The following is a 14,033-nucleotide window of genomic DNA, read 5'->3' as shown; positions in this document are numbered from 1 at the left end:
CTTCGTATCCAGGACCAATAGACAGGCAACAATGGATCCGCCGACGAAGAAGGTGGAAACGCTACGAGCGGACTCGGAGTTCGTCCTATCGCGATGGGGGGAGCGCGACCGCGCTCCAATCCTGATGCTTACGCCAGCCCCCAACCGGCCGGCCGTCGGCAGTCTGAAGCGGCTCGAGCACGAGTACTCCCTGCGCGACCACTTGGACCCGACGTGTGCTGCTCGGCCGGTAGCCCTCGTTCAGGACCAAGGAAGGCCGGCGCTTCTGCTCGATGATCCGGGCGGGCAGGTCCTCTCGAGCCTCATCGGGCGTCCGTGGGAGCTCATCCCCTTCTTGCGCGTCGCCATAGGACTCGCGAGGTGCCTCACTCAGGTTCACGAGCGCGGTGTCATTCACAAAGACATCAAGCCAAGCAACATTCTGACGAACCCAGCGACTGGCGATAGCTGGCTGACGGGGTTCGGCATCGCATCCCGATTGCTACGTGAGCACCGCGCCCCCGAGCCGCCGCAAGTGATCGCCGGAACACTCGCGTACATGGCGCCCGAGCAGACGGGGCGAATGAATCGTTCCGTCGACTCTCGAAGCGATCTGTACTCGCTCGGAGTCACGCTCTACGAGATGCTGGTCGGTGAGCTGCCCTTCGCGGCGTCCGACCCGATGGAATGGGTCTACTGCCAGATCGCGAGGCAACCGCCACTGGCGCATCAGCGCAACTCGCTCGTCCCAGAGCAGGTCGGCGCCGTCGTGGCCAAGCTCCTCGCAAAGCCCGCAGAGAGTCGCTACCAAACCGCCGCCGGCGTGGAGGCGGACCTCCGCCGATGCCTTCGTTCCATGGAGACCAGGGGACGCATCGACTCGTTCCCGCTCGGCGCTGCGGATGTCCCCGACCGACTCTTGATCCCAGAGAAGCTCTATGGTCGGGAACAGGAGATTGCTACGCTGTTGGCGGCGTTCAATCGCGTCGTCACGAGCGGCGAGCTCGAGGTCGTGCTCGTGTCGGGCTACTCGGGCATCGGGAAGTCGTCCGTCGTCAACGAGCTCCACAAGGCTCTCCTATGCGCGCGCGGACTGTATGCATCGGGAAAGTTCGATCAGCACAAACGGGACATCCCGTACACCACGTTGGCGCAAGCTCTCGAGAAGCTCGTGCGGTCGCTCCTGGTGCAGAGCGACGCCGAGGTCGGCCGCTGGCGGAGCGCGCTGACCGTCGCGCTTGGTCCTAATGCGAAGCTGATGACGGACCTCCTTCCGGAGCTCGAACTCGTCATTGGACCCCAGCCCCGTGTCCCAGACCTTCCGCCGGCGGAGGCTCAGAACCGCTTTCAGATGGTCTTTCGCGAGTTCATCGGCGTGTTCGCACGGCCGGAGCATCCCTCGCGTTGTTTCTCGACGACCTCCAGTGGCTCGACGCCGCGACGCTGAAGCTCCTCGAGTCGCTCGTGACGAAGCGTGAGCGCTTGCCTCTCCTGTTGGTGGGTGCCTACCGAACCAACGAAGTTCATCCGGCGCATCCGCTCGCAGCGGCGCTCGATACGATCCGCAAATCGGGGGCTCCCGTGAACGACGTGGTGCTTGCCGCGCTGACTCCCCGCGAGGTAGGGCAACTCGTCTCTGACGCCCTCCGCACCAGCGCGGCTCGAGCGGAGTCACTTGCGCAGCTCGTCTGCGCGAAGACGGCCGGCAATCCGTATTTCACGATCGAGTTTCTGAGCGAGCTGGCGCACGAGAAGGTGCTCACGTTCAGCGCAAGCAGCCAAGGATGGACGTGGGACACCGAACGCATTTTGGCGAAGGGGTACACGAACAACGTCGTCGATCTGATGATCGGGAGAATTAGCCGGTTGCGGCCCAGCACGCAGGATGTCCTGAAGCAGCTGGCTTGCCTGGGCAACCGCACCCGAATCTCGACCCTCGAGCTCGTACGGCCAGACGAAGGAATCCTCGAGACCGAGTTGTGGGACGCGCTCCACTCCGGTGTCGTCCTTCGGTCCGACGACGCGTACGCGTTTCCGCACGATCGCGTCCAGGAGGCCGCCTACTCGCTCATTCCCGAGAGACTTCGCGCCCAAGCCCACTTGCGCATCGGCCGCCTTCTGTTGGCAAGTCTTCCAGAGGGGGCGCCCGGCGAAAGCGTCTTCGATGTGCTCAGTCAATTGAACCGGGCAGTCGATCTCATCGACGATCCGCAGGAGAGAGCGACCCTTCGCCGTCTCAACATCCGCGCTGGGAAGAGAGCAAAGGAGTCCATCGCGTTCCTGAATGCGCGCGACTATCTCGCGCTCGCAGCGACGCTCGACCCGCCCGAGCCGTGGCTCACCGACTACCGCGAGACGTTCGAACTCTACCTGCTACGCGCCGAATGCGAGTTTCTCGTTGGTCGATTCGATGTGGCCGACGAGCTCTTCAAGGTAGTGCTCGAAAACGCAGGCTCCAACGTCGATCGCGCCGCCGCCCATTGCGTGTACCTGCAGCTCCGGCAGGTCGCGGGCAGATATGAAGAAGGGTTCTTGGCGGCCCTCGACGCCCTTCGACTCTTCGACATCGTGCTGCCAGAGTCGGACGCGGACATTCAGGCGGCGATGACTGTCGAGTATGCACGAGTGGCGACTCTTCTCGGCGACCGTACCATCGCAGACGTCGCCGACGCCCCTCGAATCACCGACGTCTCGTATCGCGCTCTCATGGACCTTCTGGTCTACGCGGCGCCCTGCGCGTTCATTGGGAGTCCGCGGCATTTTCCGCTCGTGACCCTCCTGGCGGTGACCCTCTCGCTCCGCCACGGCAACACCGACGTTTCGTGCCGCGCGTACGCCGCCTTCGCCGTGATGCTCGTATCCATGTTCGAGGACATTCCCGCGGCGTACGCCTTCTCCGAGATGGCGCTGCGGCTCAACGAGAAGCTTGGGAAACCTCGTGACCGCGGATCGTTGCTGATGATGCACGGGCACATGGTCGCCGTGTGGAAGCAGCCACTCGCAACGTGTCTCCCCACTCAGGAGAGGGCCTTCTCGACCTGCCTCGAGGTTGGCGACCTCGCGTACGCCGGTTATCTGGCCTTTCTCGGCATCTGGCAACGCTTCGAGAACGGCGACACCCTCGATGGCGTTCTCGAAGAGGCCGCGAAGTTCGCGGCGTTCGCGCGGCAAACGAACAACGATGCCATCTACCAAACCATTTGCTTGGAACAGCAGTTCATCGCGAGCTTGCAGGGCACGACGGACGATCCGCTCGGCATGCAGGATGCTTCGTTCGACGAGGCCGCGAGCATTGCCGTCGTCAGCAAGGCGACGTTCGGCACCGGAATCGCCTTCTACCATGTGATGAAGACGGTTCTCGCCTTCCACCAAGGCCGCTTCGACGAGGCGCTTCGAGCGGCAGATGCGGCCAAGCCCTTCGTCGCGACGATCATGGCCCTGGCGATCGAAGCTACGTACCACTTCTATGAAGGGCTCGCGACGGCAGCGCTGCTATCGAACGCCGTCGCCGACGAGCGCCAGTCGCTCGTGCAGGTGGTCGCGGACAAAGCCTCGAAGTTCGCAAGATGGGCAGCTCTGTGTCCGGCGACCTTCGACGCGCGTCATTCGCTCCTGCTTGCGGAGATCGCACGTGTCGAGGGGCGTCATCTCGAGGCGATGGACCTCTACGAAGCGGCCTGCCGATTGGGGCGTATGCACGGCATTGCCCGGGACGAAGCCATGGCGCTCGAGCTCTCAGGACTGTTTTACGAGGCGCGCGGCCTCGAGACGACCGCGCGGGCGCACTTTCGCGACGCGCGTGATCGGTACGCCCGCTGGGGCGCCAAGAGCAAGGTCCGGGAGCTCGAGGCTCGCCGTCCGTACCTCCGCGAGGGCGGCCAGAGCAGCTCGACGCCCACGATTGGTGCGCAGGTCGAGCACCTCGATCTCGCGACGGTCGTGCGCGTGCTTCAGGCTCTGTCCAGCGAGATCATCCTCGACAAATGGATCGATGTATTGATGACACTCGCGCTCGAGGATGCGGGCGCACGGCGGGGGATTCTACTCGTGCCGAGTGACGCGGGGCTGCGATGCCTCGCAGAAGCGGTAGCGAGCACGACGAGCGTCGCGGTTCGGATCCCGAAGTCGGACGAGGGGGCACCGGCGCTCCCGAGGTCCGTGCTCTCCTACGTCGAACGCACTCACAAGACGGTCGTGCTGGACAACGCTGCCGGAGCATCCGAGTACTCCGCCGATCCGTACGTGGTCGCGAAGCGGAGCCAGTCGATTCTTTGCATGCCGCTGGTCAAACGAGGGGAGCTGGCCGGAGTGCTCTACCTCGAGAACGAGCTTGCGCCGTCCGTCTTCGTACCGCACCGCACCGCGGTGCTCCGTCTCGTCGTCGCACAAGCGGCTGTTTCGCTGGAAAATGCTCGCCTCTATACCGATCTTCAGCGCGAGAACGATGCGCGCAAACGCACCGAGGAAGCCTTGCGGCGGAGCGAGGTGTATTTGGCGGAAGCCCAGCGACTCAGTAAGACGGGAAGCTTCGGTTGGCACCTCGAAAGCGGGAGGCTCGTGTTCTCCGACGAGACCTATCGACTTCTCGGATTCGATCGCTCCTCGAAACCGGTCCTGGAGGACGTGCTCGCACGCGTACATCCCGAGGATGCCGCGTCCGTGCGGGAGACGCTCGATCGCGTCACGCGGGCCGGCGAGGACCTCGATGCTCAACATCGATTCGTCATGGCAGATGGATCCGTAAAGTTCGTCCACGTACTGGGGCGACCCGTGAAGAACGGTTCCGGACCCGCGGAGTACGTCGGGGCCGCCATGGACATCACCGAGCAGCACCACGCCGAGGTAGCGTTGCAGCACGCTCAAGCAGAGCTCGCCCACGTCATGCGCGTGACGGCGCTCGGCGAGCTCGCTGCGTCCATCGCACACGAGGTCAACCAACCGCTCGCTGCGATTTCGGCGAACGGTAGCGCTGGGCTCAACTGGCTCGGCTTCGATCCACCGAGGGTCCAGAATGCCCGCGAGGCGCTTGTCGCGATCGTCGCCGACAGCGAACGGGCCGGGGACATCATCTCCCGCATTCGCCGCCTGCTGTCGCGGTGTCCTTCGGAACGCACAGCCTGCGACGTAAACGCGATCGTCTCTGGCGTGCTGCCGCTCGTTCGTTCCCAGTTCGAGAGAGAGCACGTCGCGCTCGATGCGGAGATGAGGGCCGACGTGCCGACCGTTCTCGGAGACGCCGTGCAGCTCCAGCAAGTCGTCTTGAACTTGCTTCTCAACGCCGCCGACGCTTGCAGGGAGCTCGGACCCGAGCGACGGCGCGTCGCCGTTCGGACGAGCGTCGAACACGGGCGCGGTGCGGCCTGGGTAGCGTTGGTGGTGACGGATACGGGCAAGGGGATCGACCCTGCAACCGCGGGGCGTATCTTCGAGGCGTTCTACACCACGAAGCCGGAGGGGCTGGGCATGGGGTTGTCGATCAGTCGTTCCATCGCGCTTCGTCATGGCGGACAGCTCACGATGGCTCCCAATCCAGACTACGGCGTCACTCTGTCCTTGAGACTCCCAGCCCAAGCATGATGAGCGAAGTGGCAACCGTCATCGTCGTGGACGACGATGCGTCCGTTCGCGAGTCGCTTCGAGCGCTTCTGACGTCGCTCGGCCATTCCGTACAGATCTTCGCCGACGCGCAGACATTTCTCGAAAGCAAATACCGCGATCGCCCGGGATGTTTGATCCTGGACGTCGAACTCCCCGGCGTGAGCGGGCTCGACGTGCAGAGGCGGCTCGCCGAGCTCGGATCCGTACTGCCGATCATCTTCCTGACGGGGCAGGGCGACATCCCGATGTCGGTGCGAGCGATCAAGGCCGGCGCGATGGAATTCCTCACGAAACCGTTCAAAGCGGAGCAACTTGCCGTTGCCATTCGGGCGGCGCTCACGGCCGACCATGCTGCGCGGAGCGAGCGCGCCGAGCTCGCGGAGCTGCGGAGACGCTACGACTCGCTGACGCCTCGCGAGCGTGAGGTGATGGACGGCGTCCTCGCGGGAATGCTGAACAAGCAGATTGCAGCCGAGTTGGGGAAGACCGAGGGCACGGTCAAGGAGCAGCGGGCTCACGTCATGTCGAAAATGCAAGCCGGTTCCCTGCCCGAGCTGGTGGGCTTTGCGACGCGTCTCGGTCTGATGGAGCGGTTCCTGGCACGACCCAAATAGGGAGCGGCTTCCCTTTCGTCATTCGAACTGCAGTCGGGAACGACGACGAGCGGAACGCTTCCCGAGCCAACAGGCGCTCACCCTACGTTGGTCGGGACCCGACGAAGGGCGGGTACGTTCGCGAGTGTGGCTCGGCTAGTAGATCTCTTATGACACGGACGAAGCAGATTCGGACCATGCCCGCCGCTCCAACATCGCTATCGGCGAGTGCGGCACGTGCGCACGCCATGAAGAATTGCCTTGGCGTCATTTCAGCGGTGAATTGGCTCATGAGGCGTGAGCTGAGCGAGGTCGCGCGGGAGCGGCTCGCGCGCTCGCAAGATGCGGTGCAAAGGATGCTCGCGCTGCTGGACGAGGATCTCGCTCCGCAGGTTCGCACGCAGGAGCTCGCCGACACCGCGTTCGCCACTGCCGAGGACATCGTTCGTGTCGTGGTTGCCCGCGTTGAAGACCGAGCCGAGGCGGGTCAAGTCGAACTCTTCGTGCAGACCGGCCAGGGGGGCGTTACGGGCGACATCGGCGAGCTGGTAGAGGCATTGGCAAATGTCGTTCTGAACGCCATCGAGGCAACGCCGCCAGGCGGGGCGGTGTTTGTGGCGACGTACGAGGGGCGCGACGAGTCGCAGCACTGGACCGTGCAGGATACGGGGCCGGGGATGCCACAGACGGTGCTGCGCCGTGTCGGCACGCCATTCTTCTCGAACCGCGTTGGAGGTTCTGGGATAGGCACTGCTCTTGTTCGGGAGGTCATCGAGCGACGCGGTGGCGACTATTCGATCGAGTCGAAGTTGGGGTCTGGAACGTTCGTATCGATACGGCTCCCGCGCGCGACTACGAAGACGAAGCGCGACACGGCCTCGCCGGAGTCCAAGGAAAACGCTGCGTGAGGCGCGCTCCTCCACCCCCTCGCAGCTTCCGACCGTCTTCCCAACCGGGCGCGGCGAGAAAGCGATCGAGGCCGGCGACTCGCTGGCGGAGCTCGTTCGGATGGGTCGGGGACGCTACCAAAGTCGGGTGTGAGTTTGCCTCCGGGGGACGTACGGTGAGCACATGGCTGGTGGCGAGTCACACGTCGGACTTGTCGGGGTCGTCGACGACGATGCATCGGTCGTTCGTTCGATCAAGAACCTGCTCGAGTCGTCCGGGCTTCGGGTAGCGACATTTGGGTCGGCGGAGGCTTTCCTCGATTCCAACCATCGTGCGGAGACGGATTGCCTGATCCTCGATCTGCACATGCCAGGAATGGGCGGTGTCGAGCTTTTCACACGAATTGCGGCCAACGAGCGGCCGATCCCCGTCATCATCCTCACCGCGGTTACGAACGATGACGAGCGGGAGCGCCTGCTCCGGCAGGGAGCGAAAGCGCTTTTCATGAAACCGTTCCGAGCACCCGACATGCTCCTTGCCGTGAGGGCAGCCCTCGGTACGCGGCAGCCGTAGGCGTGTTCGAGGCCATTGCGGCGTCGTAGCGTGCAATCACGACCCGGCAGCGGTAGAAGAGTCGCCATGGCGCTCTCTCCGGTGGATCTCGAAGCGTACCTGTCTCGCGTCGGATACCGCGGCTCGAAGGAGCCGACGCTCGCCACGCTCCACGCGCTGACCGCGGCACACACGCGGTCGATCCCCTTCGAGAACCTCGACGTGCTTCTGGGCCGGCCCATCCGGCTGGAGCCCGACGCGGTTCTCCAGAAGCTCGTGCACGAGCGCCGCGGCGGCTATTGCTTCGAGCAGAACGGGCTCTTTCTCGAGGTCCTCGCGACGCTCGGATTCCAGGTCGCGCCGCTGAGTGCGCGCGTTCGGCTGCAGAGGCCGCGCGACTTCGTTCCCGCACGCACCCACCTCTTCGTGCGCGTCGAGCTCGACGGCGAGAGCTGGCTCACGGACGTCGGCGTCGGCGGCGTTTCACTCACCTCCGCGATTCGCTTGCAGACGGATATCGAGCAGCCGACGCCGCACGAGCCTCGACGGATCATCCGCGACGGGGCCCTGTGGTTCCACCAGGTTCGCTTCGGCGACGAGTGGAACGACGTTTACGACTTCACGCTCGAAGAGATGCCGCACATCGATCGTGAAGTCGCCAATTGGTATACGAGCACCCATCCAACGTCGCACTTCAAGGACCGGCTCATGGCCGCTCGCGCGGGAGACGATGGGGAGCGCCTCACCGTGGCGGGGCGGGAGTTCTCGATTCGTGCGCGCCATGGTCAGGCCACGAAGCACGCGATCTCGTCGCGCGCGGAGCTCCTCGACATCCTCGACCGGCATTTCGGAATTCGCCTGCCCCCCGATTCACCGCTCGAGGTGCCCGGCGCTCCCTGGCCTTCCTGAGCGCCCACGTTCACGATTCGTCAGGTTGGCTCGGGTGGCATCGAGCTCGCGAAGGCTCGCGAAGGCTCGCGAAGGCTCGCGAAGGCTAGTGTGACGGAGCGCTTCGTGAAGTGAGAGCGAGTCCGAATTTCATTGGCACCAAGTCGCCCTTTGGCGCGTAGAATCCCGAGGGGTCGGAGCGTGCCACGCGTGCCGGCACGGGAGGGATGCGCATGAAGGGGGGGATGGCGAGCTTCGTGCTCGTAATCGTGCTCGTAATCGCGACCGGCTGCTCGCGAAGCTCCACGCAGGAGGACGGCTCGAAGGGAGCCGCGGCACGCGTCGTGGCGTCCAGTCTGCCGGCCGATGTGAAGCTCGATGCTTGCTCGCTCGTGGACCGCGAGACGATTCGGAACGTGCTCGGAATCGACTTCGTCCGCGACGAGCGTGGTGGGGGCGGGGTGGCTCCTTGCTCGTTTCAGGCGAGAGGCGTGGGCCTGTTCGAGTTGTGGCCGCGCGTCGACCCGACCGACTACGAGCGCATCAAACAGCGCTTCGGAGCTGGGGTGGACGTGTCGACCGAGGTGGCCATGGACGAGGCCTTCTACGTTCGCGCCACGTTCGGAAGCGTCATGCGCGAAGAAGACAAGTACGCGATCGTCGGCGCCCGCAAAGGAGCGCGTGCCGTTCAACTCCGCCTGTTGGCGCCCGAACTCCACGACGACGACGCACGACGCGTCACCATCGCCCTCGCGAAGTTGAGCTTCGCGAAGCTCTGAATCGTGGCGTTCGCCCGCCGTCGAGGCAGCGGGCGAACCGGTTCGAGTTCGTCAGCGCAGGCCGCCGCAGGAGAAGACGAGCGGGGCCGACGTGTTGTTGTCTGCACGGCACTCGTGGACCTCGGCCGGAGGCGTGGCCACGGCGATGACCTGCGCAGCGCCGGACTTCGCGTCGCCGTCGTTCAGCGCGAAGACGAACGACTCGGATTCGGCCGGATAGAGAGCGCGAGTCGTCTTGGCCGTGCCCAGCGATGCACCTGCGTCGGCGTCGCCCTTGCGGAGGTCGACGTCGACGCCTGCCGCGAGGACGGCCTCACCGAGGTTGCGCACGGTGACGACGATCGAATCCATGCTGGGGCACTTCGGAGCGACGGTGACGACGACGTCGGGTGCTGCGAACTCGCCGCCCGGCTGCTTGTTCTGGCGGAAGTTGTTGAGGCCCGGCGTCGTGATGTTCGCCTTCTCGTTCGTGGGGATTGTGCCGTCTTCTTCGATGTTCGTGATGTGGTACGCGTGCTCGTTCCACACGCGTCGCGTGCGCACCCATCGGCCGGCCGAATCGCCGAAGATGCGGATGCCGCTGAAGCGCTTCGAAGCGTCGTCGGCACAGGTGAGCGCGTAGGCGTTCGACACGACCACGACGTCGGCCTTACCGTCATTGTCCACGTCGGCGACGACCGGATTCTCGATGAGCGTGCCCGTCGTGTTGCAGGTGGAGAAGAGCTCGTTACCCGACTTGCCGTCGTAGACGCGGAAGTACTGCTCGTCGGAATAGACGACTTCGGCTTTGCCGTCGCCATCGAAGTCGAAGACCGTGGAGCCGGTCGCGGCCGACGAACAATCGCGCGTCTGCTTCGACCACATCAGAGTCGCGGGGCCAGCCACGGCCGGATCGACGAGCTTCTTGCCGTCGAAGACCGCGTAGCCAACGCCGCCCGCGAGCGCGACGTCCGGCGTGCCATCACCGTCGAAGTCAGCGACGGTCGGCGGTCCACCGCCCGACGTGCGCCCGGCGGTGCCGTCCGGACAAAGCGTCGGTGAGAGCGTGCCGTTGATGTCGATGGGGCCGCGCACGACGGCGAACTTCGCAGCTTGGGTTGCGTCGTAGCGGTAGACGCTCACGGCGTGGGCCGCTGGATTGATGTAGACGATCTCGGGCTTGCCATCTTTGTCGAAGTCCCCGATTGCCGAACGACCGTACGGCGCGCCCGTATCGAAGATGAGCGAGCCGTCGTTACGGAACGCCTGCGGGCCGGTCACGATGTCGAGCTTGCCGTCACCGTCGATGTCGCTGACGCTCGGCGGACCTTTCACGGCCGCCGCGAACGTGTGCTTCACCGCGCCCGTAGCGCCGTCGAGGATCCCGCCTTCGACGATGACTTCGACCGTGCCGTCTCCCTCGAGATCGGCGAGCGAGGGCATTCCACACGCCACCGCCGCCGTCGTCGTCCAAAGAATCGAGCCGTCGGCCTTGATTGCGACGACCTTACCGTCGCTCCCGCACGCGACGATCTCGTTGCCGGGCTGTCCGTCGATGTTGCCCGCTGCAAGCTGACCGCCCGGCGCGATGTTCGGTACCGTCCACGGCTTCTCGACGACCGTGCCACCGACCACCGAGATGGCATGGAGAACGCCCGGATTGGTGCCGTAGTAAAGGCCACTGGGAAACGTCGTGAAGACGATATCGGGAATATCGTTGGCCGTGACCTTGCCGTCGCAATCGTCGTCGTCGAGCTCGATGACGATGGGCGTCATCATGATATCCGATGCAAACGGAGTCGCGACCTGACCGCCCCAGGCGTACTTCACGACCGGCGTGAACGAGTCGATGACGGGGCGGTATTCGCACTTCGGAAGGCAGGTGAGGTTGTCGCCCGTGACCGACGCATTCGGGTCCGTGCAGACGGGCGGTTTGGGAAGGCACCGACCTTCGCGGAGAGTCCGGCCACCGACGCAGCTTCCACCGGCGTCCGGCGTGGGCGTCGGATTGCTCGTGGGCTCACCGAGAGAGAAGTCGCAATAGTTGCCGTCGGGGCAATCGGAAGTCTCCACGCACTTGCCACCGGGCGTGACGCACTTCGAGAAGGAGCAGACGTCCGAGCCTCCGCAACACGACGTGCCGCACGCGTGCTCGACCGCGCAGCACGAGCCCGACACGCACTTGCTTCCGGTCCCGCAAAGGTCGTCGCTGGTGCACTGGATGCCACTGTCCGAACCGAATCCGTTCGGGCCGCCGTCGGGGGTGACGTTCTCGTTCGTGTCGTCCGAACCGCACGCCGCGGCAGATGCAACGATGGCGAGGAATGCGAATGCAGGAAGTGCGAATCGGCGCATTGCAATCATCGTTGCACGACGGTGTAAAACTTCAAAGTCTCGGCAGCGTCATCGGCGTAGCGCTTTTTGGTCGGCTAAATGACGATCCTGAGGCGCCGTCGATCCATCGAGTAGAGTTCGCCACGTGACCGCTCGGAAGATTCTCCCGGACTCGATGCGTGGTGGCGTCAAGCTTCGTCGCGAGCTCCTCGCATCGAGCGAGGGATTCGTCGCGCTCTCCCATCGCTTCGAAGGCGAGGGACGGCGCGTCATCGTCACCCACGACGCGTCGCTTCTCGCCCTCGTCGAGGTGCAGCGCGGGCGGGCGGTTTTTCCGCTCCCGTCAGGGCCCCTCGACGCGCCTTCGCGCTTCGTCCTCTCGCTCCCTCCGCGCACCGTCCTGCCGCTGCACTTCTTTGGGGCCGTGCTCACGAGTCGGGGCATGGCCCGGTTCGGGACCTTCGCGACAGAGCGCCCGGCGCTGCTCGACGCGACCGGGATACGAGACTTGACGGACGTGCGCGATGCACGCGTCGCCGCTCGAGCGCCGTGCCTCTCCTGCCTCGACGCTGACCGTCGCGTTCCTCGTCACGTGGTCGCGGCGCGTCTCCGACTTCACGATCTGCTCGCGCGCCCTGCTCCGATCCGAGAGGCCGCACGCGTCGCGGGCATCGCTCCCGAGACGCTGACCCGCGCGTTCCAGGAGGCCTACGGGATCACGCCCAAGCAGTACGTCCACAAGGCACGACTGTTCGTGGCGGTGCTGCGTCTGCTCTCGGGCAAAGCCATCGTCGAGACCGCACTCGATGCGGGCTTCAACGACGTCACTCGCTTCTACGCCCAGTTCCGCCGTTTGCTCGGCGCCACGCCAGGCGTCTACGCTTCGATCAAGAAACGCCAAGACGGTGCGCGACGCTCCGTGCCATGACGGTCCCGTGCTAGGAAGTCGCGCCGATCTCGTCGTCGATCTCACGCTCCTGACGAATCTGTCTGCCCCGCTCGTGGCGGCGGCGAGCTTCCGGCTCGTCCGGCGGCGCCGTGCCGACATTCACCGGAGAATGCAGCTCGCTCTGCTCGCGGTCTGCACGCTCGCCGTCGTGGCACTGGAGGTTCGCATTCGAATGTCCGGCGGCTCGGGGGCATTTCTCTCCCACGGCCCCACGGCATGGGCTCGCACGACGCGTGCTTTCCTCGGTGTCCACATCACCGTTGCCGTTCTCACGTACGCCGTGTGGGCGCGTCTGGCGTTTCGCTCGTCGAGCCGCTACGGCAAGGCGCTGCCGGGGTCGTTCTCGACGACCCACCGTCGCACGGGCTGGCTCGTCTTCGCCGGCCTCTGCTTCAACGCGGTTTCGGCCTGCGCGATGTACGTTCTAGCCTTCGTTGCTTGAACGGTGACTCGCAGCGCGTGTCGGATGCGATACATCTACGGACGACATGCTGTCGACGTTGTCGTCCGTCGTACTCTTCGGCGCTCTCGGGACTACGCAGGCCGAGCCGCTGCGCGTCGATTGGCAGGTTCACGGCGGTTGCCCCGGCGCCGATTCGTTCTGGTCTGCGCTCGCCGAGCGGTCGGAACGCGCCCGCCGTGCCGAGGACGACGAGGCGGCGAAACAGGTCTCCATCGAGATCGTGAAACTGAAGAAGGGCAGCGTCGGCCGGGTATCGATCGATGGCACCGAGTCGAGAACGATCGCGGGAGCAACATGTCTCGAGGTGATCGATGCCCTCGCCATCGTCACGGCGCTCTCGCTCGAGCCGGGCGAACCGCCTCCTATGCCTGCCCCGCGTGCGACGAGCCTTCCGCCTCCACCGCTCGTCGAAGAGCCAGCCGAGCGTTCGTTCGTCGCTGCATCCGGCCCGAAATCATGGCGGTGGGGCGTCGGCGTGGGTGTGGGCGCGTTCTTCACCGAGAACATCGGTGGTGTCGTGACGACGCCGCTGTCACTCGAGTACACGAACGGCGTCACGCTGCGTCTGGGATTCTCGCGAGGCACCAGCGACGTCGTGCGGAGCGCGGGCGGTCCTGGCGGTCGCTTCACATGGACCACCGGGCGGCTCGACGTGTGCGTGCCGCGAGGTCGTTCGAAAATCGACCTTCTTCCGTGCCTCGGGCTCGAGTCTGGCGCGCTTCAGGGCGAGCCTGTCGACGTGGTCCACCCGCAGGATAGCGTGCGATTCTGGCTGGCGGCTCATGCCTCCGCGCGCGTGGCGGTCAACCTCATCGGCCCCGTCGATCTCGAGCTCGAAGGTGGTGTGGCCTTTGCTCTGAGCCGTCCGGAGTTCGTCGTCGACCCGAATTTTCCCATCTACGAGCCGTCGCCCCTCGTCTTTCACATGCGAAGCGGCCCGGTCGTGCATTTCCAGTGATCAAAACGCTCTCGTTCGGCCAAGACACGGCCGGAGTGCGTGCGCCGCCTTCCAGAACCAAGCCTCTCGCGAC

The 14,033-nt window shown here is 65.0% G+C and carries 11 protein-coding genes and 1 pseudogene; 10 read left to right on the top strand and 2 right to left on the bottom strand.

Annotated features, from left to right (window positions below):
• Positions 1–31 precede the first annotated feature (31 nt).
• From AKJ09_RS02175 to AKJ09_RS02170, 3 genes and pseudogenes are all read left to right on the top strand, one after another.
• Positions 32–4,825, top strand: a pseudogene (locus tag AKJ09_RS02175) (serine/threonine protein kinase).
• Positions 4,826–4,860: 35 nt separating this feature from the next.
• On the top strand, positions 4,861–5,556 hold the full coding sequence (locus tag AKJ09_RS55920) for a sensor histidine kinase (RefSeq protein ID WP_420814271.1): 696 nt from the start codon (positions 4,861–4,863) through the stop codon (positions 5,554–5,556).
• Positions 5,556–6,191: a response regulator transcription factor gene (locus tag AKJ09_RS02170; RefSeq protein WP_146655417.1), complete on the top strand. Its 636-nt coding sequence runs from the start codon at positions 5,556–5,558 to the stop codon at positions 6,189–6,191. Before AKJ09_RS55920 ends, AKJ09_RS02170 begins: the two co-directional genes overlap by 1 nt.
• Before the next feature lie 251 nt (positions 6,192–6,442).
• Here the strand turns inward: AKJ09_RS02170 and AKJ09_RS52590 are convergent, their stop codons facing one another.
• A complete protein-coding gene (locus AKJ09_RS52590) occupies positions 6,443–6,661 on the bottom strand; it encodes a hypothetical protein (RefSeq protein ID WP_169927183.1) in 219 nt (72 codons plus the stop codon).
• A gap of 12 nt (positions 6,662–6,673) precedes the next feature.
• Here AKJ09_RS52590 and AKJ09_RS52585 point away from each other — a divergent pair, with 12 nt between their 5' ends.
• From AKJ09_RS52585 to AKJ09_RS02150, 4 genes are all read left to right on the top strand, one after another.
• A complete protein-coding gene (locus tag AKJ09_RS52585) occupies positions 6,674–7,078 on the top strand; it encodes an ATP-binding protein (RefSeq protein ID WP_169927182.1) in 405 nt (134 codons plus the stop codon).
• A gap of 163 nt (positions 7,079–7,241) precedes the next feature.
• Positions 7,242–7,631 (top strand): response regulator transcription factor, encoded by a 390-nt coding sequence (locus AKJ09_RS02160; RefSeq protein WP_146645509.1) that lies wholly within the window; start codon positions 7,242–7,244, stop codon positions 7,629–7,631.
• A 66-nt stretch (positions 7,632–7,697) separates the two neighbouring features.
• Positions 7,698–8,519, top strand: a complete 822-nt coding sequence (locus AKJ09_RS02155) for an arylamine N-acetyltransferase family protein (protein ID WP_146645508.1) — start codon at positions 7,698–7,700, stop codon at positions 8,517–8,519.
• Between the two features lie 212 nt (positions 8,520–8,731).
• A complete protein-coding gene (locus tag AKJ09_RS02150) occupies positions 8,732–9,277 on the top strand; it encodes a hypothetical protein (RefSeq protein WP_146645507.1) in 546 nt (181 codons plus the stop codon).
• 51 nt (positions 9,278–9,328) lie between these two features.
• On the opposite strand, the gene AKJ09_RS02145 is transcribed toward AKJ09_RS02150, so the two are convergent.
• Positions 9,329–11,611: an FG-GAP repeat domain-containing protein gene (locus AKJ09_RS02145; protein WP_169927181.1), complete on the bottom strand. Its 2,283-nt coding sequence runs from the start codon at positions 11,609–11,611 to the stop codon at positions 9,329–9,331.
• A 124-nt stretch (positions 11,612–11,735) separates the two neighbouring features.
• Between AKJ09_RS02145 and AKJ09_RS02140 the strand changes: the two genes are divergently transcribed.
• Genes AKJ09_RS02140 through AKJ09_RS02130 form a run of 3 tightly spaced genes read left to right on the top strand, consistent with a single transcriptional unit; the run spans position 11,736 to position 13,960 of the window.
• Positions 11,736–12,518 carry an AraC family transcriptional regulator gene (locus AKJ09_RS02140; protein ID WP_146645505.1) on the top strand — a complete coding sequence of 261 codons (783 nt, stop codon included), beginning with the start codon at positions 11,736–11,738 and terminating at the stop codon, positions 12,516–12,518.
• 7 nt (positions 12,519–12,525) lie between these two features.
• Positions 12,526–12,981 carry a DUF420 domain-containing protein gene (locus AKJ09_RS02135; protein WP_169927180.1) on the top strand — a complete coding sequence of 152 codons (456 nt, stop codon included), beginning with the start codon at positions 12,526–12,528 and terminating at the stop codon, positions 12,979–12,981.
• Between the two features lie 58 nt (positions 12,982–13,039).
• Positions 13,040–13,960, top strand: a complete 921-nt coding sequence (locus AKJ09_RS02130) for a hypothetical protein (RefSeq protein ID WP_146645503.1) — start codon at positions 13,040–13,042, stop codon at positions 13,958–13,960.
• The last annotated feature ends 73 nt before the right edge of the window (positions 13,961–14,033 follow it).

Origin of the sequence: Labilithrix luteola (assembly GCF_001263205.1) — a bacterium.
Taxonomy (GTDB): Bacteria; Myxococcota_A; Polyangia; order Polyangiales; family Polyangiaceae; genus Labilithrix; species Labilithrix luteola.
This window is presented reverse-complemented; position numbering and strand designations above follow the sequence as displayed.